Source organism: Ruegeria sp. K3, from assembly GCF_056531845.1.
Genome location: NZ_JBQFMM010000001.1, coordinates 547507 through 571376, shown reverse-complemented (window position 1 = coordinate 571376; position 23870 = coordinate 547507). Strand labels below are relative to the sequence as shown.

Here is a 23870-nt window from a genome sequence, read left to right as displayed (position 1 = left end):
AAACTTGTCGCTGGGCGACCAATCCACACACTCTGACGACTTCGGCCGAAATGAAAAGTGGCCAACCCATTGGTTGGCCACTCAAGAAGTTTCTGCTCTTTGCGCGCTCAGAGGCCCTTGGCGCGATAGCTTTTTGAGACGCGGTCGATCGCAACGATATAGGCCGCCGTGCGCAGATCGTCGACATCCGCGCGATCATGCCAGACTTCGCTCATCGACTGATAGGCAATGCGCATCGTGTCATCGAGACCAGAACGCACCAGCTCCAACTCGCCAGCGCCCTTTAGGTACTTGGCCTTGAAATCCGGAGACATCGACCATGCGTCACCCAGATACCGATCTAGCCGCTGCAATTCGCTAACGATCAACTCATGCCGAGCTTCTTCCTGACGCCGCTGCATCCGGCCAAAACGGATGTGGCTGAGGTTCTTGACCCATTCGAAATAGGACACGGTCACACCGCCGGCGTTTGCATACATGTCAGGGATGATCACCGTACCTTTCTTGCGCAGGATCTCATCCGCACCCGCCGTGACAGGCCCGTTGGCGGCCTCGATGATCAGTGGTGCCTTAATACGTTCGGCGTTGGATAGGTTTATTACCCCCTCCAGCGCCGCCGGAATCAGGATGTCACACTCGGCTTCAAGTACCGCGCCGCCCTCGGCGGAATGCGTGGCGTCGGGATAGTCCTTCACGCCGCCATGCTTGACGATCCACTGCCGCACGGCTTCTACGTCGATGCCATCGGGATTGTACAGTGCGCCATCCCATTCGATGATGCCGACCACACGCGACCCGTCTTCCTCGCTGAGGAACTTGGCTGCGTGATAGCCCACGTTACCCAAACCCTGCACGACGACGCGCTTTCCGTCCAGCGTGCCTGACAAGTTCGCCTTCTTGACGTCTTCCGGGTTTCGGAAGAATTCGCGCAACGCGTATTGGATGCCGCGCCCGGTTGCTTCGACCCTGCCCGCGATGCCCCCCGCGTTCAGCGGTTTACCTGTCACACAGGCTCGCGCGTTGATATCGGTCGTATTCATCCGCGCATATTGGTCAGCCATCCACGCCATTTCGCGCTCGCCTGTTCCCATATCGGGCGCAGGCACGTTCTGTGAGGGGTTGATCAGATCGCGCTTTGCCAGCTCATAGGCAAAACGACGCGTGATCTGTTCCATCTCATGTTCTTCATACTGGCGAGGATCAATGCAAAGGCCCCCTTTCGAGCCACCAAAGGGCGCTTCGACCAGTGCACACTTGTAAGTCATGAGCGCAGCCAGCGCTTCGACCTCATCCTGGTTCACCGCCAAGGCATAGCGAATGCCACCCTTTACCGGCTCCATATGTTCCGAATGAACCGAACGATATCCGGTAAAGGTGTGGATCTGCCCCCGCAGACGCACCCCGAACCGAACGGTGTAGGTGGCATTACAAACCCGTATCTTCTCTTCTAGCCCGGGCGGCAAATCCATCAGAGACGCCGCTCTGTTGAACATCAAATCAACACTCTCACGAAAGCTGGGTTCTTTAATGCCGGTCATAAAATCCTCCGTGCCGGTAGACGAGATACGTCATGACTTTTTGTCGCACTGCTTGCTAAATACCGCAATCAGTAACTGCACGTATTTTCATCAGTTTGTGAACTTTACTTTTTAGCTCCATTGGTGAGTCGGGCGTTAACGAAAGCCGCGCGATTGTCCAAAGTAGCGAAACAAAACCGTCAATAACACCGGGAATAAAGCTGAATCTCTTTAAAAACGAGCAACATAGTGTCCACTGCGCCCAAATCTCGCCACGATCCGTGGATAAATTATCAAAGTTGCGAAGTGCTGGCATCAGTGTGCCTGATCGACCGAGGAACCAATTATGCGCAAGTTTGATTTGAAAGCTCAATTCAACCGTCTCTGCCACGAAAACAGATGCTCGCGGCACTTGCGTCACTTTGTTTCTTCGACAGAAGGCACGATGACAATACTCGCAATGTTCCTAGTCATGATGGTTTTTACCGTGGCCGGGTTTGCCGTCGACGTCATGCGATATGATCGCGAAAGGGTTAGGCTACAATACGCACTGGACCGCGCGGTCCTTGCCGCAGCTGACCTGGACCAAGAGCTTTGCCCACGTGTCGTAGTGAATGATTACATCCGCAAAGAAGGCTTCGATACGGATATCATCAAAGATATCAAGGTCGAGCCTGAGACATGTACTACGAACGACGACGGAACGGTGTCTCAGGTTGCCGAACTTGAAGGAAAACGGAAAGTCGAAGCCAGCGCCGATATGAGTATCGAAACACATTTCATGAAATGGAGTGGTGTCGACTCTATTGATACAACCGCCACCAGCATCGCCGAAGAATCGATTGGTAATGTCGAAATCTCTTTGGTCTTGGACGTGTCGGGTTCGATGCGTGGTACGAAGCTTACCAACCTCAAAAGTGCCGCTGAGGACTTTATTGATGAAATGATCCTGAAGTCGGAAGACGGCAGATTGTCAATCTCAATCGTGCCCTACTCGGAACAGGTCTCGGTGCCCGACTATCTAATGGATGCGATTAACACGATCGGAGCTAACGAAAGAGCCAATTGCATCGACTTCCAGCCTTCGGATTTCACAACGACCGACTTCAACTACTACGACATCGTGGATGACGGCGGCAACATCATCAGACCTGGGGACTATGTCCCACAGACTCTTCATTTCAAGGATAATGGTTCTAGCGACAAAAGGTTCAGCGATACGCTGGTAAGCAGCAATACCTGTCGCCTTGAATCCGACACCGACCGTCGAGAGATGACCGTAATCCAGAACGACCCGGACATTTTGAAGGGTCAGATCCAGAACCTTGTGGCAAGCGGCTGGACTTCAATCGACGTAGGTCTGAAGTGGGGTCTGACCTTGCTTGATGACAGTGTTCAACCGCTTATCGCTCAGATTGCAGACAGTTCTGAAATTCCGAACTCATTTGCGATCCGACCGGCTCCGAACAAGACCTCTGACACTCTTAAGGTTCTAGTGTTGATGACGGATGGTGAAAACACTTATCAACACAAAGTGAATCCGCCTTACAATGACGGCCTCTCGGACATCTATTGGAATGAAGATGCCGAAGTGTATTCTATCTACGATGAAGAGTATGACCGCTGGGCTTGGCCTAATGTCGCCACAACTGTACAGGACAGTTCGTACAGGCGCTGGACCCGCGACAAATACCAAGATCATGCCTATGGCGATGAGACTTATATACGCTACCGCTGTACGGATTACTACAACGGCACCTGCTATTCGATGGACAGATCGCAAACACGCGAAGACTCCGAAGGGCTTTCAACAGATTCCGATCCGGTAGAACTGGAATGGCCTGACGTCTGGGCGCACACGGAAAAGTATGCAATTCGGAATATGTTGCGTCACGCTTATGGCTGGGATCGCGGCGACGAATTTGCATCAGACTCTACAACCGAAATTGGTCCATCGACCAAAAATCCAAACGTTGTGGATCTTTGCAATAAAGCCGAAGAAGAAAAGGTCATCATTTTCTCCATCGCCTTTGAAGCCCCGTCCGGCGTTAAGCAAATGTTGAAAGACTGCGCGGTCAAAGATGCGCGGTACTATGAGGCGACTGGTACACAAATCGAGCGGGTTTTTGACTCGATCAGCACCTCCATTCAGAATCTGAGGCTGACCCAATGATTACGACACTGCGGAAGCGGCTGCGTAGATTTTACAATAATGAGGATGGAAACTCGACTATCGAGTTTATGTTCTGGTTTCCTTTCTTCCTCTATGTCGCTTATTCCGGCATGGATCTGGGACTGCAATCCTTTCATCACGCCGATCTTGAACGGTCTCTGGACATAACAGTCCGAGAGGTTAGGCTCAATCGCTTGCCAGAGGGTGAAACCGAATGGGATCATGAGCTTCTCAAAGAAATGATCTGTGACGAGGCAATGATCACAAATTGCTTGGAAGACTTGGCGCTTGAGATGACTCCTATTGATCCACGCGTCGGCAATCCCCTGGACAACCCTTCTTATTTGAACCCTTATTGTGTCGACACGCCAGCGACTGTCAGGCCACCCGAGAATGTCCTTTTTGAATCGGGCACTTCAAACGAGCTGATGATCATCCGCGCTTGTCTTGAAGTCTCACCTGTCTGGGGTTTCACGATGATTGGCGGCCTTGCGAAACAGGACCCCGACGGTCAATGGGAATTGCATGCGACGACAGTGTTCGTACATGAACCATTCGGTGGGTCATCAAGCTCCCCAGACGAAGATTCGTCTGAAACTGTGGATGTAGCCGATGCCTCGAACTAAAAAATCAATTCAGGACTTTGCCAACGCGTTGCTCGTTCGCTTTCTGAAACGAGAAGAAGGTTCGATTACAGTCGAGGCGGTCCTGATCGTACCGCTGGTGTTTTGGTCGATTTTCGCGTCTTACACCTATTATGACAGCTATCGTCAAAGCGCCCGTAACATCAAAGGGGCGTATGCAATAGCTGACATTATTTCTCGCGAAGACAGCGACATGAATGTGAAATACGTTGACACCTTGTACAACCTTCTAGAGTCGATGGTCTATACGAGATCTCCGGTGTCTATGCGCGCTTCTTACATTGAGTATGATGCTGATGCCGATGCCCACAACGTAGTTTGGTCTTGTACACGGGGTGAGAAGTACATTCAGTTGACAAACACGGAGATCGTAAAGATCAAGCACCGAATTCCGGTCATGCCTGACAACGGATCCATGATTATCGTCGAAACCAATAATACTTACAGAGCTCCATTCCGGTTTGCGCTCGATTTTGCTGACTTTGAGATGGACAACTTTGTGTTTACGCACCCGCGTGTTTTTGACCAGGTCGTCAATACCCCTTGCACGGTGAGCTAATCCCTTTCCGCTAGAATCCCCGACAGCATTTCCGACATGTATTTGGTCTCGGCGGCGGCTGTCATGCCGCCTATGCCAATCCTTCGTCCGACACGCCACCAAAGACCGGGCGCCCACTGGTTTGAGCTTCGTGCATGAGTGATTACCAAGAAGCCATTTGATGGCTTAAATGCGAACACGCCCCGGTCTACGCCTTCGACATCCTCGATATTGCAGATCACCTGCCCCGAGCCTGTGCGCAATTGGGATTGGGTCAGCTCGATCCTGTCTTCGGTCGCGTACCACATGCGACGGGCTAACCAGAACGCAGCTGCCCCGGAAACCAGTAAGAAGACCTGCCAGCCTAACTCAGGCGGCGATGCCAACGCGACGTAAATGACCAACGCCCCGACCGTGACCAGCATCCCTACCCCAGTCCAGCGCCGCGGTGCCGAGGCCGCGACCGTGGCCAGCACTTCTTCTTGCATGTTGTTCTCCTGATTGTCCGCCCGCTTTAACCGCTTTGATAAGCAAAGGACAGCGCCGCGTCACCTGTCTGAGCATCTTCGCACAGCTTCAGTGTTCCAGCGCAAATTGACTACCTCAGGCCGACGCATAAGTTCCGGTCAAAGGATCAGGAGGCTTTCATGTCACTCAGACCAACTTTGGAATTCCGCAAGGCGGTCCCGACGATGGAAGGCGCGGGCGTCAAACTGCACCGGGCGTTCGGGTTTCAGGACCCGTCGGAACTGGACCCGTTTCTGCTGTTCGATGATTTCCGGAATGACAACCCATTGGACTATATGGCCGGTTTTCCGTGGCATCCGCATCGGGGCATCGAAACGATCACTTATGTCCTGTCCGGCACAGTCGAACACAGCGACTCGCTGGGCAATAGCGGCACGCTGGGTGCCGGAGATGTCCAGTGGATGACCGCCGGGTCGGGTATCCTACATCAGGAAATGCCCAAGGGGTCGGCCAGCGGTCAGATGCATGGGTTCCAGCTGTGGGGCAATCTGCCATCAGATCAGAAAATGGCCGCCCCGCGCTATCAGGACGTTCAAAGCACTGATATTCCAGAAATCATCGATGATGATGGGACAAAGGTCCGTGTGATTGTCGGTACATTCTGGGGACGTACGGGCCCAGTGGACGGTATCGCTGCCGATCCGCAATACCTGGATATCAGCATACCGGCAGGGGTGAAAAAAACCATTCCGATCGACACATACCGCCGGGCCTTCGCCTATATCTTTGAAGGCAGCGCTGCCTTTGCGGGCGCGTCTCGGCCAACTGGAATTCTTCTAGAGAAAGAGGTCGCCGGGCAAGAGGTCAACATCCGCGACATGTCAGGAGACAGGACGTTGGTTCGGTTCGGGACCGGAGACGAAATCACGGTTCAGGCCGGGCCCGAGGGTGTACGGTTTCTTTTGATCTCGGGCGCTCCGATCGATGAACCCGTGGCGTGGCATGGCCCGATCGTGATGAATACGCAGGCAGAATTACAGCAAGCGTTTCGGGAGTTGCGGAACGGAACGTTCATCCGGCCAGCGCACTAGGCACGAGTCAGGCGGTGACTGCCTTGCGGACCATGTCCCAGTATATCTGCTCGACCTCATCCAGAGACAGGCGGCCACCGCTGCGATACCAAGTGATCACACCATTCAGCATGGCAATCACCGCTAATGTGGCGATCTTGGTATCGGTGACCGAAAATTGACCCGATTGCTGCCCGTTACGCAGAATATGCTCTAACGAGTCCTCGTAACGGCGGCGCAGGGCCTCGATTTCGGCAAAGTTTTCGGGGTTCAGATTGCGCAGCTCCATGTAAGCGATGAACACCTCGTCGGGACGCTGCAGGTGAAAACGGATGTGGAACCCGACAAACTGACGCAAAGCATCTTGTGGATTATCAAACCGGTCGAGAGCGTCATAGGCGGCCATCAGATCCTGCATGTGATCGCGCATCAGCCGAAACAGCAGGCTCTGCTTGTCGGGCGTGTAATTATAGAGTGCCCCAGCCTGCACCCCCACCTCCCCTGCGATCTGCCGCATTGAAACCGCAGCATAGCCATGACGGGCAAACAGCCCCAGTGCGGCCTCGCGAATGCGGGGGCCGGTGATATCGGAATGAGAACCTTGTGTACGCGCCATGCTCCGATCGTATCTGAACAGACGTTCAGATAGAACCCCGCTTGAACCATTCCGACAAAACGTGCATCACGGGATACACGCTGCGACCCGAAGGACTGCGATGAAGCTTTTGTTGCCCATTCTCTTTGTGCTGGCCACCGCCGGCTGCGCAAATATCCCTGAGTTGGAAGGCAGCGAAACCGCCGCATTGCGCAAGGCACCCTACCCCAAGCTTATTGCTTTAGATCCCGCCCTCGGTCCTCCGACCGATCCAATCAGCGAAGCGGAAGAGGTAGAAGAAGACCTGACAGCACGCAGCGAAGCGTTGGCGGAAAAGGCCGAAGCGCTGCAGAATGCCGAGATTAACTAGGATTTCGGCCACGCCACTAGCTCCAAAAGATTAGACGGATTGCACCCCTGCCTCGAACCCGCTAAGGCAGCCCGCAAAGGACACTTCGCCATCGCGGGCGGTATTGCGAGCAGAAAGGACCCAAGGGAATGACACAGGCGCTGAGGCTTGGAATTGCCGGATTGGGAACCGTTGGCGTGGGTGTGGTCAAAATTGTGCGTCGTCATGCCGATTTGTTGCACGCCCGCACCGGGCGTCGCATCGAGATCACCGCAGTTTCGGCCCGTGATGCCAGCAAGGACCGTGGCGTAAACCTCTCGGATTATGCATGGGAAACCGATCCCGTTGCATTGGCCAAACGCGAAGACATCGATGTTTTTGTCGAACTGATGGGCGGCGAGAATGGCCCCGCGAAAGCTTCGGTCGAGGCGGCGCTGAACAGTGGCAAGGATGTCGTCACCGCAAACAAGGCACTGCTGGCGATTCATGGGCAGGAACTGGCGGAATTGGCCGAAGCCGCAGGTCGTGTCATTCGCTTCGAAGCGGCTGTCGCGGGTGGTATCCCGGTAATCAAATCTCTGACCGAAGGACTGGCGGGTAACGAGATCACGCGTGTCATGGGCGTCATGAACGGTACCTGCAACTATATTCTGACCCGGATGCAATCGCAGGAGTTGGGCTATAACGCCCTGTTCGAGGAATGCGCGCAGCTTGGCTATCTTGAAGCCGATCCGAATCTGGATGTTGGCGGCATCGACGCGGCGCACAAACTGGCGCTGCTGTCTTCGATTGCCTTTGGCACCAAGCCGAATTTCGATGGGATCGAGATCGAGGGCATTCAGCATATTAGCCTCGATGACATCCATCAGGCCCACGACATGGGGTATCGCATCAAGCTGTTGGGTGTAGCACAGCGAACGGCGCGCGGACTGGAACAGCGGATGCAACCCTGTCTAGTGCCGAGCAATTCTCCGCTAGGTCAGTTGGAAGGCGGAACAAACATGGTTGTGCTGGATGGGGACGCAGTTGAACAAATCGTTCTGCGCGGCCCCGGTGCCGGTGAAGGTCCCACTGCCAGCGCAGTGATGGGCGACGTTTGCGATCTGGCGCGAGGCTTGCATATACCGACATTTGGCCGCCCCGCGACGACCCTGCAAGACGCAGCCTCCGCCGTTACTGGCCTCCCTGCACCCTACTATCTGCGGCTCGGCCTTCTGGACAAGCCCGGCGCGCTGGCAAAGGTCGCGGCGATTCTGGGCGATGCTGGCGTCTCGATCGACCGGATGCGGCAGTATGGGCACACAGAAAGCACAGCGCCCGTGCTGATCGTGACCCACAAAACCACGCGGGCGACGCTGGACCATGCACTGGATGGCCTGCGCGCCACCGATGTGGTGGCCGGAGAACCCGTCGCCCTGCGTATCGAACAAGTCTGACCCCTTGCGGCCTATGCTGCGCGCAGGCTATGCCGGATAAAACGCCTTAGCTGACCAAAGGATATGCGAAGATGAACGCTGCCAAGATCGATTTCAACGACCGCCTGCTGTCTCTGGGCCTTGCACGGGTGGCAGAACAGGCCGCGCTGGCGTCCGCCTCTCTGGTTGGCCGGGGTGATGAGAAAGCTGCCGATCAGGCTGCCGTCAACGCTATGCGTGAACAACTGAACCTTCTGGACATTGAGGGTGTCGTTGTCATTGGTGAGGGCGAGCGTGATGAAGCGCCAATGCTCTATATCGGCGAAGAGGTTGGCACTGGTAACGGCCCGGGCGTAGACATTGCGCTGGACCCGCTTGAAGGCACAACCCTGACCGCCAAGGATATGCCCAACGCGCTGACCGTCATTGCCATGGGCCCGCGCGGCTCAATGCTACACGCTCCGGACGTATACATGGACAAACTGGCCATTGGTCCGGGCTTTCCCGAAGGTGTCGTAAGCTTGGACATGAGCCCGCGCGAGCGAGTTGAAGCGCTGGCCAAGGCCAAAGGCTGTGAGCCTGCGGATATTACCGTATGCATATTGGAGCGTCCCCGCCACGAAGCGATGATTGCTGAAGTCCGCGATACCGGTGCGTCGATCCGCCTGATCACAGATGGCGACGTCGCAGGTGTGATGCATTGCGCCGAAAGCGAAGTGACCGGCATCGACATGTATATGGGTCAAGGTGGTGCGCCCGAGGGTGTGCTTGCCGCAGCCGCGCTGAAATGCATGGGCGGTCAGATCTTTGGCCGCCTGTTGTTCCGTAATGACGACGAACGTGGCCGGGCGGCCAAGGCGGGCATCACAGATCTGGACCGTGTTTATGCGCGCGACGAGATGGTAACGGCGGATGTAATCTTTGCTGCTACTGGGGTCACCGGAGGTTCACTGCTGCCGCGCATCAAGCGGGAACCGGGTTGGGTTGAAACAACAACGCTGCTCATGCGATCAAAAACGGGCTCGGTGCGGCGGATGTCCTACCGCACGCCGATGTGGCCACACAACGAAGCATAGCGGCTTGCGCCAGCGCCTTCAGCAAGAGTATTCATAAAAGACCAAGAGGCCGGATCCGCAGGGGTCCGGCCTTAGTGCATGAGGTGAGATGTGGCATTTCTGGGCGTAGAGCAATCTCTGACGGGGCGACGCTGGATCGGACCGGGGATTGAGGTCGAGCGGTCAGCAGAAATGATGGCGCAGCAGACAGATCTGCCTCGCGCCGTCTGTCAGGTTTTGGCACGGCGCGGTGTACCGGTGATGGAGGCCGCCGGTTTCCTGGAACCCAAGTTGAAGGAACTGCTGCCCGACCCGCGATCGATGAAAGATATGGACGTCGCTGCGGCCCGGTTTCTACAGGCTGTGCGCAAGCGCCAAAAGATCGCAGTGTTTGCTGACTATGATGTGGACGGGGGCAGTTCGGCTGCGTTGTTGTTGGTGTGGCTGCGCCAGATGGGGCTTGACGCGACGCTTTATGTGCCCGACCGGATTGATGAAGGCTATGGGCCAAATGTGCCTGCAATGCAGGAACTTGCGGCTAGCCATGACCTGATCATCTGCGTGGATTGCGGAACGCTGAGCCACGAACCTATCGCGGCGGCGAAGGGTGCGGATGTGATCGTTTTGGATCACCATTTGGGTGCAGAAACCCTGCCGGATTGCGTCGCCGTGGTGAACCCGAACCGACAGGACGAAAGCGGCGATCTGGGCTATCTCTGCGCTGCTGCGGTGGTGTTCCTGATGCTGGTCGAGGCGGGTCGTCAGTTGCGTGAGGCCGGGGCCAAGGGGCCGGATCTGATGGCAATGCTCGATCTGGTGGCGCTGGCCACGGTGGCGGACGTTGCGCCGTTGATCGACGCCAACCGGGCGCTGGTTCGACAGGGCCTGAAAGTGATGACCCAAAGGCAAAGGCCCGGCTTGGTCGCGTTGTCAGACGTGGCGCGCATGGATACCGCGCCCAACAGCTATCATCTGGGGTTTCTGCTGGGGCCGCGCGTCAATGCTGGCGGTCGCATTGGTCAGGCTGATCTTGGCGCGCGGCTGCTGAGCACGGACTCGATCACTGAGGCCGAAGCCTTATCCGAGCGGCTGGATGCCCTGAATTCGGAACGGCGCGAAATCGAAAACGCGGTCCGCGCGGCGGCTTTGGCGCAAGCCGAGGACCGTGGGCTGGATGCGCCGCTGGTCTGGGCCGCAGGCGACGGTTGGCATCCCGGCGTGGTAGGTATCGTTGCTTCGCGGCTGAAAGAGTCGGCAAACCGGCCCGCTATCGTGATCGGGTTCGACGGGGATGAGGGCAAAGGTTCAGGCAGGTCGATCTCGGGCGTTGATCTGGGCGCGTCGATCCAGCGACTGGCTGCCGAAGGGCTGCTGGTCAAGGGTGGTGGCCACAAGATGGCGGCCGGTCTGACGGTGATGCGTGATCAGTTGGAGCCTGCAATGTCGCGCCTGTCCGAGCTTCTGGCCAAACAGGGTGCAGGCCAAGGCGGTCCCGCCGACTTGAAACTGGACGGGGCGCTGATGCCCGGGGCCGCGACAGTCGATCTGATCGAACAGGTAGAGAAAGCGGGTCCTTTCGGGGCCGGTGCCCCTGCCCCGCGCTATGCTCTGCCTGATCTGCAAGTGCGCTTTGCTAAACGCGTGGGCGAAACACATTTGAAGCTGTCACTTTCGGATGGAATGTCTGGCGGACTGGATGCCATCGCCTTTGGCGCATTCGACGGCCCGTTGGGGGATCGCCTGTCTAATCACGGCGGTGCGCGGTTCCATTTCGCGGGTCGGCTTGAGGTGAATACCTGGGGCGGACGACAGAGCGTGCAGCTGCGGCTGGAAGACGCGGCAGAAGCTGTCTGACAACCGTTTCAACGCCGCTCAGGAACGGCCAAAAAAGTTTCACAGCCTTGCGTTTTTCGTCTTGCGGGGGGGGAAGGTAAACCGTAAAAGGCCCTCCACAAGCCAGCGTGGCCCGTTCGTCTATCGGTTAGGACGCCAGGTTTTCAACCTGGAAAGAGGGGTTCGATTCCCCTACGGGCTACCACTTGTGCTTGTCTGGTCTAAATGGCCCGTTCGTCTATCGGTTAGGACGCCAGGTTTTCAACCTGGAAAGAGGGGTTCGATTCCCCTACGGGCTACCATTTTCTTCAATGCTAAAATCGTTCCCGGCGACGTATTCTTACAGCATCGTGTTTAGCACGAAATCTGCGCGCCCCGTTTTGAAGACGCGAAATGCGGTTGAAGGCACGCCTGTCAATGGCTGCCCCGGACCGAGTTCACCAGCATTTGGTATTTGCCATTCCATCACCAAGCCTGCACAGTTTTGGCCAACAACAGATATGATTTGGATTCCCAATGGATTACCTCAAAGAACGCAAAGACTTCGCGATCGCGATCTGCAAGGAAGCTGGCACAATCGCCTTCAGATATTTCTCCGACCGGGGCGGTTTGATCGTCGATCAAAAAGGCGCACAGGATTGGGTCAGCGAGGCAGACCGGAATGTCGAAACCTTCATCCGCCAGAGGATCGCCGAGGCTTGGCCCAACGATGGCATATTTGGCGAAGAGCATGGTGAAACACAAGGTTCAAGCGGATTTGACTGGGTGATCGATCCAATCGATGGCACCACGAATTTCGTCAATGGCATTCCGGCCTGGACCATCGTTCTGGCGGGCGTCGCTGAGGAAAATACCGAGATCGGTGTAATCCATGACCCAAATATCAATGAGACCTTCGTAGCCTCGCGCGGAGGCGGGGCAACACTGAATGATGCGCCAATGAGGGTCGCTTCGGGTGTTGCGCTGCATCAAGGAACGGTGGCAGTGGGTTATTCGAACCGGGTGGATAACCGTAACATTGTTCCAATCGTCGCGAACCTGATCGAGCGTGGGGCCATGTTTCACAGAAACGCCAGTGGCGCGCTGTCACTGGCCTATGTCGCAGCGGGCCGGCTGCTTGGCTATGTCGAAGAACATATGAACGCCTGGGATTGTCTGGCTGGTCAATTGATGATTGCGGAAGCAGGCGGCGTGGTCGAAGATCAGGACGCAGGCGCAATGATCCGCAACGGCGGTCGGGTGATCGCTGGTACTCCGGATGTGTTTGATACTTTGCGTGAAATCTCTGAGAACGCATGGCAGGCCTGACAATCTAGTCGATTGAGCGCCATCCGCTCAGCGGTTTGAGGTCCGTTAGATCGGCTTGCCAATAATGGCCTTGCCCGGGCTGATCATACCTCCGATCAATGGGGTGGCCCGACAAGGAGCACCACAGAAGGGTCCCGACGGCCCCATGGGTAACGATGGCGAGGTCACTGCCATCATGCGTTTCGATAATTGAAGTTACTGCTTGGTTTATCCGCCGCTGGGCGGCAACGGCAGTTTCCCAGCCGCGAAAACTGGTGTTGGGGTGGGCAAAAAATGCGTCAGCGGCAGCTTCGAACCGGTCACGCGGCAGAAAACCGGTGGCGCTTCGATCATTCTCGCCAAGTGCGGCATCTTGTTTTGTCGGCAGGTTTCGTGGCGCGGCAAGGATGTCGGCAGTCTCGCGGGCCTTTTGCTCGGTGCTAGCCCATAGGTGAGTGACATGTGCAAAAATCTCGCTGGCTGCAAAGGCCGCAGCCCGATGGCGACCTATCGCGCTAAGCCCCCAGTCCTGAATAGGGATGTTCGGGTCGATGATGACCTCAGGGTGCGTGATGATCAGAAGATTGGGCATCTATTCGGGCAAAAGGACCGGACCTTTCTCGGCGAAGGCCATCCGTACTTCTGTACCCGGCTCAAGCGGAGCATCGACATCGTCATGAACCGCAAAGACCTGCCCGAACGCTCCGGTCAGAGTGTACTCCATGCGGACGCCCACATAGGTGGCCTTTGAGACGGTCGCCGCAACCCCCTGCGCGGCACCGATCACAAGCCGGGAGGGTCGGATGGCAACGGTCGCAGACCCTTTAGGCAAGCCGCGGGAAGGCAAGGTATGGCGATAGCCTTCGATCTCAATGGTGGCCATGTCGCCGTCGACAGAGATGATCTGGCAAGCCAACAGGTTGGCCTCGCCAATAAAATCCGCAACGAAGCGATCGTTCGGTGCATCATAAAGCTGACGTGGCGTGCCAATCTGGGCGATCGCGGCATTCCGCATCACGACGATTTCGTCCGATACTGCCAGAGCCTCTTCCTGATCGTGTGTCACGTAGACGACGGTCAGGCCAAGGTCTTGCTGAATGGCCCGAATGTCCTCGCGCACCTGACGGCGCAACTTCGCATCAAGGTTGGATAGCGGTTCATCGAACAGCAACACCTGCGGTTCCAACACCAAGGCCCGCGCTACAGCGACGCGCTGCTGCTGTCCGCCAGACAGTTCTGACGGCAGACGGCTGTCAAAACCCTTCAGGCCAACCAGCTCTAAACCGTCCAGCGCACGGCGGCGGGCCTCGTGTTTGGCAAAGCCCGAGAACGTGAGGCCATACATCACGTTCTCAAGTACGCTCATATGGGGAAACAATGCGTAGGACTGGAACACCATCGACACGTCCCGGTCCGTTGCGGGCAGTTTGGTCACGTCCCGGTCACCAATCATGATCCTGCCCGAGGTTGCCATCTCAAGCCCTGCGATCATCCTTAGTGTCGTCGTCTTGCCGCAGCCTGACGGGCCCAGCAGCGTGACCAGCTTTCCGGCTTCGACATGCAGGTTGATGTTGTCGACGGCAACGACGTCCTTGCCGAACATCTTGGTGACGGACTCGAACCGAACCGGCGCGGCTTTGGACTGCAGGCTCATGTCAAACTCTCCTAAACATTGGTCCGCGACTGCGTCATTCGCCGCCCGATCTTGGTTCGACCCACGATCAGCTGCATCAGGGCAACCACTGACAGCATCACAAAGATCAGAGTGGTGGAATAGGCGATGGCGAGACCATAGTCGTTATTCTCGACCCGCCCGATGATATAGCTGGTCGCCATGTCATATTCCGCGCTGACCAGAAAGATCACCGCCGAAATCGCAGTCATGGCCCGCACGAAACTATAGACAAGCGCCGCCAGAATTGCCGGGCGCAACAGGGGCAGGATGATCCGGCGGAATGTCTGCCAGGAATTAGCGCCCAGTGTCAGCGAGGACTCGTCCAGGCTGCGATCCAGTTGAGACATGCTGGCGATACCGGCTCGGACACCGACCGGCATGTTGCGGAAGATGAAGCTGACAACAAGGATGACACCCGTGCCCGTGATCTCGATCGGCGGTACGTTGAAGGCGAGAATGTAGCTGACGCCAATCACGGTGCCGGGGATGGCAAAGGATAGCATGGTGCCGAACTCAAAGGCGTCTTTGCCCGCAAAGCTTTGGCGGGTCAGAAGATAAGCCGTCACCAAGCCCACGGCCGCGGTCAGCGGTGCGGCGATTGCGGCGATGGTAATCGTCGTCCAGAAACTATCCCACGCAGCGCCCGTCCAGCGAATGCCTTCAGCTTCAAAGCGAACCGAAAAGGCGGTGACGTAGTGCTTGAACGTAAGGGAATTATTGACTCCCCACAGCTCGACCACGCTGCCGTAAACGATCATGGCATAAACGACGATGGTAAATACGGCCCAGCCAAGGGCAACCGTCAGCACCGGGATGGAAAGGCCGGTTGGCATCAATGGATGTACGCCAGCGTCACCTTTGCCCGTGACTGTGGTGTAGCTTTTCTTACCCAGCCAGGCACGCTGCGCGTAAAAGGCAGAAAGCGTGAAGAACAACAACACCATGGCCAGAACCGCAGCGCGGCCTTGATCGTATTGCGCGCCCACAATCGCAAAGAAAATCTCGGTCGACAACACATCGAAATTGCCGCCCAGAACCAGTGGGTTGCCGAAATCGGCCATGCTTTCGATGAAGCCTAGAAGGAAGGCATTGGCAAGGCCCGGGCGCATCAGCGGCAGGGACACAGTTTTGAACGTCTGCCATCTATTCGCGCGCAATGTCTGGGCTGCTTCTTCCATCGAAGGAGACACCCCTTCAACGACGCCAATCAGCACAAGGAAGGCGATGGGTGTAAATGCCAAAGTCTGAGCAATCAGAACACCCGGCATGCCATACAGCCAGCGCGTGGGTTGTGTGCCGAATAGCTCAGCAAAGAACTGCGTGACCGAGCCCGAAAGGCCAAACAGCAAGATCAGCGCCAGGCCGATGACAAAGGGTGGCGTGATGATCGGCAGAACCGTCAGAGCGCGCAATGCGCGCTTGTAGCGAAAGCCCGAGCGGGTCACGACAAGCGCAAAGCACAGGCCAAGCGCCGTGGTGATGAAGCCAACCAAAATTGCAAGAAATAGTGAGTTCCATGCTGCCCCGCATCGCGCACCCCAGAAGCATCCCAGCCCCCAAAGCCGGTCGTCAAAGAACTTCGAGAAGAACACCGCGATGGAGTACGCGCCCTCTTCCGTCACAAAGGCAGCGAACAGCATCTTGGCGATGGGAAAGAACACAAACGCTGTAACGATGGTGATTACACCACCGATGGCGCTGACGACGAAGACGTCTCCGTTAATCGCCCCGCGCGCAGCAATACCTTGGGTCAGTAGGAACAGAAAACTCGACGCGCAGATCATCGCGCCATAGCCCATGCCGAATTGCCGATCCCCGAGTTCTCCGAATACGGACTCCAGCCAATCGAAATTGTAGCCTCGGATTCCGATGCTGAATCCTTGTGCGATCAGCCAGCCGAACCCAAGTGTTCCCGACAGGATCAGAATACGCGCATAGAGCGGATCTGATTTGGCGCGTCTCAACACCAGAAGTGGCAGCAGGAGCGCAATAAGAAGCGGCGCAAGCCAAAGCTTTTCGCCCTGCCCGATCAGAAAGGCAGCAGGGGCATAGTCTTCTTCGAACGGGTAGCCATCCAGAAGCCACTCGAACGACCAAAGGCCGCCATCGACCATATACCAGGGCAGCAGGCAGAATCCGACCCACCCGGCGATGACCCAGAAGATCAGAACCGGATGGGTCGTTTTTGTCGTGTCGTCAGTCATTTACTGCGGCAGCACCGAAACCTCTTCGTCCCATTTCTGCAATAGGCGCTTCCGCTCATCCGACGAGCCGTATTTCTTGAAATCATAGTCGATCAGCTTGATCTGGCTCATGTCCGGAGCGCTTTCGGACGTTTCAGCACCCTTGTTCGACGGCACCTGAAATGCATTGACCTGAAGGGCAAGGTTTTGTGCCTCGGGCGATAACGCCCAGTCATAAAACTTCTTGGCCTCTTCTTCGTTGCGTGCGCCTTCGATGATCGACATCGAACCGATCTCGTACCCTGTTCCCTCACATGGCGCGACGACCTTGATGGGGAAACCCGAAACAGCTTGTTTTACCGCGTCATGCATAAACACAATCCCGATCGTGTTCTCGCCTCGACCAGCAGCCTTGATCGGAGCCGAGCCCGACTTGGTGTATTGGTTGATGTTCGAATGCAGCCCCTTCATGAACTCAAATCCTTCGTCCTCGCCGAAGATTTGCACCATCGAGGCCAGAGTCGTGTAGGCCGTACCTGATGAGTTCGGGTTCGCCATCTGAACGTGGCCCTTGTACTCGGGCTTCAGAAGGTCCTTCCAGCACGCAGGTTCAGGCAGGTTGTTCGCGGCGACAAGATCGGCATTGTAGCCATAGCCTAGCGCACCGGAATAGATGCCGATGGTCCGGTTACCGGCACTTTCAGCCTGAGAAATCGCCCAATCATGAAGCTGATCGCGCATCGGCGACATGTATTCCATCGTCAGGCCCTCTTCTGCGGCCTGTAGATGTGGATCACCGGTACCACCCCACCAGACATCACCCTTGGGGTTGGAGCTTTCTGCACGGATCTGAGCAAATGTCTCACCTGAGGATTTACGGGTCATGTTGACGTCGATGCCGGTCGCGTCCTCAAAACTGCGCGCCATAAGCTGGCACCAATCCTCTTGCGCAGAACAATAAAGTGTCAACTTGTCAGCCTGTGCCGCTGACATCGATGCGGCAAGGGCAATAAGCGATCCCAACGTTGTGGATGTAAATTTCTTCATTGATTTCTCTCCCTTTAAGTTCACTGCGTCCGGATTTCCCGGCTCTTATATGCCCTTCCTCATGCGGCCTTTCGCAATTTCTCGATAACAGCCAACGTCTCTTGATTATCTGACAGGCTCTTTAATAAACGCGCCAGTTCTTTCTCTTCGACAAGCTTTGCGGCCTTGGCAGGTGAGAACCAGTGGCGCTTGCGTTCGTCGCGTTCCTTCCAACGGCGTTTGAGCCGTTCCACAATCAACGGATAAAGCGTTACGCGGCAAGGCACGCTGCTTTTACCCTCGTATCGCTTGTCATAGTGAAAGCACCCGATCGATTTCTTGGAGATAAAGCCAACCGCTCCGGCCTCTTCCAAAGCTTCGATTTCAGCGGCATGCCAAGGCTTCTTACCATCCATCATCCAACCTTTGGGGATGACCCACCGCCCCCGGTCACGCGAAGTGACCATGAGAACCCGCAGCTTGTCGGATTTGTCCCATCGCACCGGAAGCGCACCGATCTGATCTGTGAATTCGGTCTTGCTCATGCGCGCGCTCTTGGCTCTGGCACTACACAAAGGGCAATGGCAACACATAAGTGCTGTTGAACAAGGTGGCTACATCCAGAACGCCGGTGCACTTCGATTGCTACGCCTCGAAATAGAAACAGTTCTTTGAAGTCTCACAATGAATCGTGGGCTTTGCAACAGAAATTGTTGCAAAACGACTGAAACGCCACAAAAGTGAGATTGAAACCGAGTCGGATTGCCAGATGCCCAAAGCGGAAACGCGCGATAAGAAAACCAACAAGGGCCAGAGTCGGTTCAAGAAATCCGACCGCCGCCGTGAGATATTGTTGGAGTTGAAGCTTCGCCCGCACGTCCGGATCAGCGAATTGGCGCAGCGTTTCAATGTTTCGGCGGAAACGGTGCGCAGGGATTTTGATGCCCTAGCTGATGATGGGCTGATCTCGCGGGCGCATGGCGGTGCCTCTGCCCCGATACAAGGACGTTATCCAAGTCTGGATGAGCGCACCCACGCCCGCCTTGATGAGCGTGAAAAGATCGGCAAATGCGCAGCTGACCTGATTCAGGAAGGCGAGACGGTGATGATCGATTCCGGCTCAACCACCATCGAGATGGCCCGTATGTTGGCGTATCGGGGCATTCACTGCACGGCAATTACGAATTCGATACCGGTGGCCATGACCCTTGGTCACGCACCCGTTGAAGTCATTCTATGCCCAGGCGAATATCTGACCGCCGAGTCCGCCACGATCGGGACAGATACACTGGATTTTCTGTCTCGTTTCAACGTCGATCGCTGCATGATTGGCGCGTCCGGCCTGTCAGAAGAAGGGCCGTCAGAGACCGTGCGCGGTTTCGCAACCGTCAAACGGATGATGCTGGCACGCGCCGCGACGCGACATCTTCTGATTGGGTCCGAGAAATTCGACCGCAAAGGTTTGACTCGTGTGGGCGACCTTGACGGGCTGAATTCAATCGTAACTGATACCAAACCAACAGGGGATTTGCTTGGTGCGATCAACGACGCCGGGGTGAAGATTCTTGTCGCTGAGCAGTCCTTACAAAGAACGACAAACCGTGGACAGAAAAGCCACGCATGACTGGGAGGAAGAAATGAAATTTGATATCAAACTACTGATCGGAGCTTCCGCAATCGCGCTCTTGTCACTGTCGGGCACGGCTTCGGCGCAAGACTGCCCGCGCGGTGATCTGGATGCGCGGTTCTGCGATGCCGATGGCGATCTGATCGCGGATATCCCCGCTGATCCTGCCGATCAGATTGATCCTGATACTCTGATCTTTGCCTACACCCCGGTTGAAGACCCTGCCGTATACAAAACTGCTTGGTCGGACTTTCTTGATCATCTGAAAGCGGAAACTGGCAAAGACGTTGTTTTCTTTCCAGTTCAGAACAACGCGGCCCAGATTGAGGCCATGCGTTCGGGGCGTCTGCATATTGCGGGCTTCAATACCGGTTCAAACCCGTTGGCCGTGAACTGTGCTGGTTTCCGACCCTTCACGATCATGGCGTCGAAAGACGGAAACTTCGGATACGAGATGGAGATCATCACCTATCCCGGTTCAGGCATCGAAAAGGTTGAGGATATCAAGGGCAAGCAATTGGCCTTTACTTCTCCTACTTCGAACTCGGGCTTCAAAGCGCCGTCAGCGATCCTGAAAAGCGACTTTGATCTGCTACCCGAACGCGATTTTGAGCCGGTTTATTCGGGCAAGCACGACAACTCGATCTTGGGTGTCGCCAATAAGGACTATCTGGCTGCCTCGATCGCTAATTCGGTCAAATCGCGGATGATCTCGCGCGATGTGATCAACGAAGACGACGTAATCACGATCTACAAGTCGCAGACCTTCCCGACGACAGGCTTTGGAACCGTGTACAACCTGACGCCGGAGCTACAGGAGAAAATCCGCAATGCCTTCTTCAGCTTCGACTGGGAGGGAACGACGCTTGAGGCTGAGTTCTCGAAATCGAATGAAGGTCAGTTCCTTGAGATGACCTATCAGGAGTTCTGGGACGTCATCCGCAAGATCGACGCGGCCAACGGCGTTTCCTACGCCTGCCAGTAGTCGATACTACATCCAACGGGCCCTGCGGGGCCCGTTACCATCCGAACCGGGGGCATAAATGCTGCGGCTTCAAAAGCTTACAAAAACTTATAAAACCGGCGATCAGGCCCTGAAGGCGATCGATCTAGATGTGCCAAAGGGCCAGGTTCTGGCGCTGATCGGGCCTTCTGGTGCTGGCAAATCCACCATGATCCGCTGCATTAACCGTTTGGTTGAACCCACAAGTGGCGAGGTTCTGCTGGACGACGTGGACCTGGTCAAACTCGGCTCGGGCGCGCTGCGGAAAGCACGTCGTGAAATGGGGATGATCTTTCAGGAATACGCACTGGTTGAACGCCTGACCGTCATGGAAAATGTACTGTCGGGACGGCTGGGATATGTTGGGTTTTGGCGGAGCTTCCTGCGACGTTACCCCCAGTCTGACGTGGATGAAGCATTTCGCCTGCTGGATCGCGTGGGTCTGTTGCATATGGCCGACAAACGAGCGGACGAACTGTCAGGTGGTCAGCGTCAGCGGGTTGGAATATGCCGGGCGCTAATCCAAAATCCCAAGCTTCTGCTGGTCGATGAACCGACCGCCTCACTGGACCCAAAAACCAGCCGTCAGATCATGCGCTTGATTACCGAGCTGTGTCAGGAACGCGGATTAGCCGCGATAATCAACATTCATGACGTGGCCCTTGCGCAAATGTTCGTACCGCGCGTCGTTGGCCTACGCTTTGGTGAAATCGTATTTGACGGCCTCCCCTCTGGGCTTACGCCTGACAAGTTGACCGAAATCTATGGCGAAGAAGACTGGGAAGCGACCATAGAGAAAGTTGAAGACGACGAAGAGATCGAGGCCGCGGAATGAGCCATCCCGAACTTGATGACCTGCTGGGCAAAGGCTGGCGGAAACCGGCATTCGTCAAAAACGCCTTACTGCGCTGGACCTTGATCGTTGGATTCGTCGCCTATCTGATTGCGGCATTTATGACCATCGAGGTGGATTGGGGCCGGGTTTATGAAGGCTTGGATCGCGGTTGGGCTTTTGTCCTTGCTTTCACAAGCCCGGATTTCATATCGCGCTGGAGCGATATCTGGAGCGGTCTTCTTGAGAGCATCGTGATGACGGTTGCAGCGTCGGTGGTGGGCATCCTGATATCGATCCCGATCGGACTGGGCGCTGCACGCAATATTGCGCCTCTCCCGGTCTATGTGATCTGCCGAGGCATTGTTGCGATCAGCCGCGCCCTGCAAGAGATCATCGTCGCCATTCTTCTGGTTGCCATCTTTGGGTTCGGACCTTTGGCCGGCTTCCTGACACTGTCCTTCGCCACTATCGGTTTCCTGTCCAAGCTCTTGGCTGAAGACATCGAGGCCATGGACAAAGTGCAGGCCGAGGCGATCAAAGCCTCGGGCGCGCGATGGATGCAATGGATCAACTACGGCGTGCAGCCACAGGTCATGCCGCGACTGGTCGGGCTGTCGATGTACAGGATCGATATCAACTTTCGCGAAAGTGCAATTCTTGGGCTTGTGGGGGCCGGTGGCATTGGGGCAACGCTGAATACGGCGTTTGACCGTTATGAGTATGACACTGCGGCAGCCATTCTGATCCTGATCATCGGGATCGTCATGGCGCTCGAATACCTCTCGGGTATCATCCGCGCGAGGGTCCAGTAATGCCAGTGCTTGAACATGAAGGTACGCAAATCTGGCGCAGACGCACGACCGGTCAAAGCCTTGTGCGTTGGTTTTGCTGGCTGTTGGGTGTGGCGGTCTTTGTCTACTGCTGGCAGATCATCTCGGCCTCGACGACATGGTTCTTTGTGTGGGACGCACCCCGGATCGCGAACGATATCTGGACCCGCGCGACACCACCAAAGTGGGACTACATCACGCAGTTAGGCCGCCCGATCTGGGACACGCTGAACATCGCCACACTTGGTACGATCATTGCGCTGTTCCTTGCCGTACCGGTCGCCTTTCTGGCCGCCCGCAACACCACGCCGTCGGCCGTGTTCATCCGCCCCATCGCGTTACTGATCATCGTCTCAACCCGCTCGATCAACTCGCTAATCTGGGCGCTTTTGTTAATCGCAATCATTGGACCCGGAGTATTCGCAGGTGTTATCGCCATTGCCATTCGTTCGATCGGCTTCTGCGCCAAGCTTCTCTATGAAGCCATCGAGGAAATTGATCACACCCAAGTCGAAGCCATCACCGCCACCGGCGCATCCCGCTGGCAGGTCATGGCCTATGGAATCGTCCCGCAAATATTGCCCGCCTTTGCCGGGATCGCCGTATTCCGCTGGGACATCAATATTCGCGAGTCTACGGTTCTTGGCCTTGTGGGCGCAGGCGGCATCGGGCTGCAATTGTCGGCGTCGCTGAACGTTCTCGCATGGCCGCAGGTCAGCCTTATCCTGATCGTCATTCTGATTGCCGTCATGATCAGCGAATGGGTGTCTGCCAAAGTACGAGGGGCAATTATTTGAGCCGCTTCACGACCCAAGAGGCTTTCGACGCCTACGAGGCCGTTCGGCATCGACTTCCGGCTGCTGAACCAGCTGTTCAATCCTATCAGCATGCGAACACTTTGATGGATATTGCTGAAGGCTTCGATGTATTCCTTCTGGATGCGTTCGGTGTCCTCAATATCGGCGAGACTGCGATTCCCGGTACAGCCGCACGGATTGATCAGCTCAAAGCCATGGGTAAACGTGTTCTGGTCGTCTCGAATGCAGCTGGTCACCCTCATGCGGCGCTCGTCGAGAAATACGCCCGGCTGGGATATGATTTTGCGCCAGAGGATATCATCACAAGCCGCGCAACACTGCTGGCTGAGCTAGGCGGTCAACGCGCGCTGCATTGGGGTTTGATGGCAACACCCAGCACCGGCCTTCGCGATCTGGAAGATTTGAACCTGACTTATCTCGATGACGATCCCGAGCCCTATGACTCGGTTGAGGGGTTTCTGATGATCGGCTCAGCCGTCTGGACCGAGGCACGTCAAGTCCATCTGGAAGCAGCCCTGCTAAAACGCCCGCGTCCTGTATTGGTTGGAAATCCGGACATAGTCGCACCACGCGAGCACGGATTTTCAAACGAACCCGGTCTGTTCGCGCACCGTCTTGCCGATCGAACCGGCGTTGTACCCGAATTCTTCGGCAAACCATTTGAGAATATTTTTGACTTGGCTTTCAAGCGACTTGGCCGGGTCGATAAAACTCGCGTGCTTATGGTTGGTGACAGCTTGCATACCGACATATTGGGGGCCCATGCTGCCGGAATCACCTCAGCCCTGATTTCGGGGTACGGTTTTTTCGCAGGGCATGACGTCGATGACGCAATCACACAGGCGCAGATCATGCCGGATTTCGTTGTGAACCGACCATAATCTGATCACGCCTGCTTAGTTCCGCTTCAAATCCAAGCGCCCGTCAGT

General features: G+C 56.0%; 24 protein-coding genes and 2 tRNA genes. 17 read left to right on the top strand and 9 right to left on the bottom strand.

Translation table 11 applies throughout. From position 1 onward, the window contains the following. Positions 1–107 precede the first annotated feature (107 nt). Together ACR0MP_RS02790 and ACR0MP_RS02785 are read right to left on the bottom strand one after the other, a co-directional pair. Positions 108–1538, bottom strand: a complete 1431-nt coding sequence (locus tag ACR0MP_RS02790) for a Glu/Leu/Phe/Val family dehydrogenase (RefSeq protein WP_170403353.1) — start codon at positions 1536–1538, stop codon at positions 108–110. A 55-nt stretch (positions 1539–1593) separates the two neighbouring features. Continuing rightward, on the bottom strand, positions 1594–1908 hold the full coding sequence (locus tag ACR0MP_RS02785; RefSeq protein WP_170734619.1) for a hypothetical protein: 315 nt from the start codon (positions 1906–1908) through the stop codon (positions 1594–1596). 54 nt (positions 1909–1962) lie between these two features. Here ACR0MP_RS02785 and ACR0MP_RS02780 point away from each other — a divergent pair, with 54 nt between their 5' ends. From ACR0MP_RS02780 to ACR0MP_RS02770, 3 genes are read left to right on the top strand one after another with little or no spacing between them, the layout of a single operon-like run. Next, complete coding sequence (locus ACR0MP_RS02780; protein ID WP_480885759.1) at positions 1963–3690, top strand: Tad domain-containing protein; 1728 nt, start codon at positions 1963–1965, stop codon at positions 3688–3690. After that, positions 3687–4316, top strand: coding sequence for a hypothetical protein (locus ACR0MP_RS02775; protein WP_170403359.1), 630 nt, complete (start codon positions 3687–3689; stop codon positions 4314–4316). Before ACR0MP_RS02780 ends, ACR0MP_RS02775 begins: the two co-directional genes overlap by 4 nt. Further along, the gene (locus ACR0MP_RS02770; protein WP_170403363.1) at positions 4303–4893 is read left to right on the top strand and encodes a hypothetical protein; all 591 of its coding nucleotides are present in this window, start codon (positions 4303–4305) and stop codon (positions 4891–4893) included. The genes ACR0MP_RS02775 and ACR0MP_RS02770 overlap by 14 nt, the downstream gene beginning before the upstream one ends. Here the strand turns inward: ACR0MP_RS02770 and ACR0MP_RS02765 are convergent. Further along, positions 4890–5360, bottom strand: coding sequence for a hypothetical protein (locus ACR0MP_RS02765; RefSeq protein WP_170403365.1), 471 nt, complete (start codon positions 5358–5360; stop codon positions 4890–4892). The genes ACR0MP_RS02770 and ACR0MP_RS02765 overlap by 4 nt on opposite strands. Before the next feature lie 159 nt (positions 5361–5519). Between ACR0MP_RS02765 and ACR0MP_RS02760 the strand changes: the two genes are divergently transcribed. Beyond that, entirely contained in the window at positions 5520–6431 is a 912-nt protein-coding gene (locus ACR0MP_RS02760) for a pirin family protein (protein ID WP_480885755.1), read from the top strand. A gap of 7 nt (positions 6432–6438) precedes the next feature. Here the strand turns inward: ACR0MP_RS02760 and ACR0MP_RS02755 are convergent, their stop codons facing one another. Next, a complete protein-coding gene (locus tag ACR0MP_RS02755; protein WP_170403371.1) occupies positions 6439–7026 on the bottom strand; it encodes a TetR/AcrR family transcriptional regulator in 588 nt (195 codons plus the stop codon). A gap of 100 nt (positions 7027–7126) precedes the next feature. On the opposite strand from ACR0MP_RS02755, the gene ACR0MP_RS02750 reads away from it, so the two are divergent. The 7 genes from ACR0MP_RS02750 to ACR0MP_RS02720 all read left to right on the top strand — a co-directional run bounded on the left by ACR0MP_RS02750 (position 7127) and on the right by ACR0MP_RS02720 (position 12965). Next, positions 7127–7375 carry a hypothetical protein gene (locus ACR0MP_RS02750; RefSeq protein WP_170396262.1) on the top strand — a complete coding sequence of 83 codons (249 nt, stop codon included), beginning with the start codon at positions 7127–7129 and terminating at the stop codon, positions 7373–7375. Positions 7376–7503: 128 nt separating this feature from the next. Beyond that, complete coding sequence (locus ACR0MP_RS02745; RefSeq protein WP_170403375.1) at positions 7504–8790, top strand: homoserine dehydrogenase; 1287 nt, start codon at positions 7504–7506, stop codon at positions 8788–8790. A 71-nt stretch (positions 8791–8861) separates the two neighbouring features. Further along, positions 8862–9845 carry a class II fructose-bisphosphatase gene (gene glpX, locus ACR0MP_RS02740; RefSeq protein ID WP_170422349.1) on the top strand — a complete coding sequence of 328 codons (984 nt, stop codon included), beginning with the start codon at positions 8862–8864 and terminating at the stop codon, positions 9843–9845. Between the two features lie 90 nt (positions 9846–9935). Next, on the top strand, positions 9936–11678 hold the full coding sequence (gene recJ / locus ACR0MP_RS02735) for a single-stranded-DNA-specific exonuclease RecJ (RefSeq protein WP_170817961.1): 1743 nt from the start codon (positions 9936–9938) through the stop codon (positions 11676–11678). A 109-nt stretch (positions 11679–11787) separates the two neighbouring features. Then, a tRNA-Glu gene (locus tag ACR0MP_RS02730) sits at positions 11788–11862 on the top strand. A gap of 22 nt (positions 11863–11884) precedes the next feature. Then, positions 11885–11959: transfer RNA gene (locus ACR0MP_RS02725), tRNA-Glu, on the top strand. 214 nt (positions 11960–12173) lie between these two features. Beyond that, the gene (locus tag ACR0MP_RS02720; protein ID WP_480705239.1) at positions 12174–12965 is read left to right on the top strand and encodes an inositol monophosphatase family protein; all 792 of its coding nucleotides are present in this window, start codon (positions 12174–12176) and stop codon (positions 12963–12965) included. A gap of 4 nt (positions 12966–12969) precedes the next feature. Here ACR0MP_RS02720 and ACR0MP_RS02715 read toward each other — a convergent pair whose 3' ends face one another. From ACR0MP_RS02715 to ACR0MP_RS02695, 5 genes are read right to left on the bottom strand one after another with little or no spacing between them, the layout of a single operon-like run. Then, positions 12970–13536 (bottom strand): histidine phosphatase family protein, encoded by a 567-nt coding sequence (locus ACR0MP_RS02715; RefSeq protein WP_170403387.1) that lies wholly within the window; start codon positions 13534–13536, stop codon positions 12970–12972. After that, entirely contained in the window at positions 13537–14598 is a 1062-nt protein-coding gene (locus tag ACR0MP_RS02710; RefSeq protein ID WP_170403390.1) for an ABC transporter ATP-binding protein, read from the bottom strand. An 11-nt stretch (positions 14599–14609) separates the two neighbouring features. Further along, the gene (locus ACR0MP_RS02705; RefSeq protein ID WP_170403394.1) at positions 14610–16823 is read right to left on the bottom strand and encodes an ABC transporter permease; all 2214 of its coding nucleotides are present in this window, start codon (positions 16821–16823) and stop codon (positions 14610–14612) included. Beyond that, entirely contained in the window at positions 16824–17849 is a 1026-nt protein-coding gene (locus tag ACR0MP_RS02700; RefSeq protein ID WP_170403396.1) for an ABC transporter substrate-binding protein, read from the bottom strand. A gap of 59 nt (positions 17850–17908) precedes the next feature. Beyond that, a complete protein-coding gene (locus tag ACR0MP_RS02695; RefSeq protein WP_170396245.1) occupies positions 17909–18373 on the bottom strand; it encodes an NUDIX hydrolase in 465 nt (154 codons plus the stop codon). Between the two features lie 224 nt (positions 18374–18597). On the opposite strand from ACR0MP_RS02695, the gene ACR0MP_RS02690 reads away from it, so the two are divergent. The 6 genes from ACR0MP_RS02690 to ACR0MP_RS02665 are packed head-to-tail and all read left to right on the top strand — an operon-like array spanning position 18598 to position 23822. Beyond that, entirely contained in the window at positions 18598–19452 is an 855-nt protein-coding gene (locus ACR0MP_RS02690) for a DeoR/GlpR family DNA-binding transcription regulator (protein WP_170403399.1), read from the top strand. Between the two features lie 13 nt (positions 19453–19465). Beyond that, positions 19466–20440, top strand: a complete 975-nt coding sequence (gene phnD / locus ACR0MP_RS02685) for a phosphate/phosphite/phosphonate ABC transporter substrate-binding protein (RefSeq protein ID WP_170396240.1) — start codon at positions 19466–19468, stop codon at positions 20438–20440. A 58-nt stretch (positions 20441–20498) separates the two neighbouring features. Beyond that, positions 20499–21293, top strand: a complete 795-nt coding sequence (gene phnC / locus ACR0MP_RS02680; RefSeq protein ID WP_170403402.1) for a phosphonate ABC transporter ATP-binding protein — start codon at positions 20499–20501, stop codon at positions 21291–21293. Then, positions 21290–22105 (top strand): phosphonate ABC transporter, permease protein PhnE, encoded by an 816-nt coding sequence (phnE, locus tag ACR0MP_RS02675; RefSeq protein WP_170403405.1) that lies wholly within the window; start codon positions 21290–21292, stop codon positions 22103–22105. The genes phnC and phnE (ACR0MP_RS02675) overlap by 4 nt, the downstream gene beginning before the upstream one ends. Then, positions 22105–22920 carry a phosphonate ABC transporter, permease protein PhnE gene (gene phnE, locus ACR0MP_RS02670; protein ID WP_170396234.1) on the top strand — a complete coding sequence of 272 codons (816 nt, stop codon included), beginning with the start codon at positions 22105–22107 and terminating at the stop codon, positions 22918–22920. The genes phnE (ACR0MP_RS02675) and phnE (ACR0MP_RS02670) overlap by 1 nt, the downstream gene beginning before the upstream one ends. After that, entirely contained in the window at positions 22884–23822 is a 939-nt protein-coding gene (locus ACR0MP_RS02665) for an HAD-IIA family hydrolase (RefSeq protein WP_480885750.1), read from the top strand. Before phnE (ACR0MP_RS02670) ends, ACR0MP_RS02665 begins: the two co-directional genes overlap by 37 nt. Positions 23823–23870: the final 48 nt, after the last annotated feature.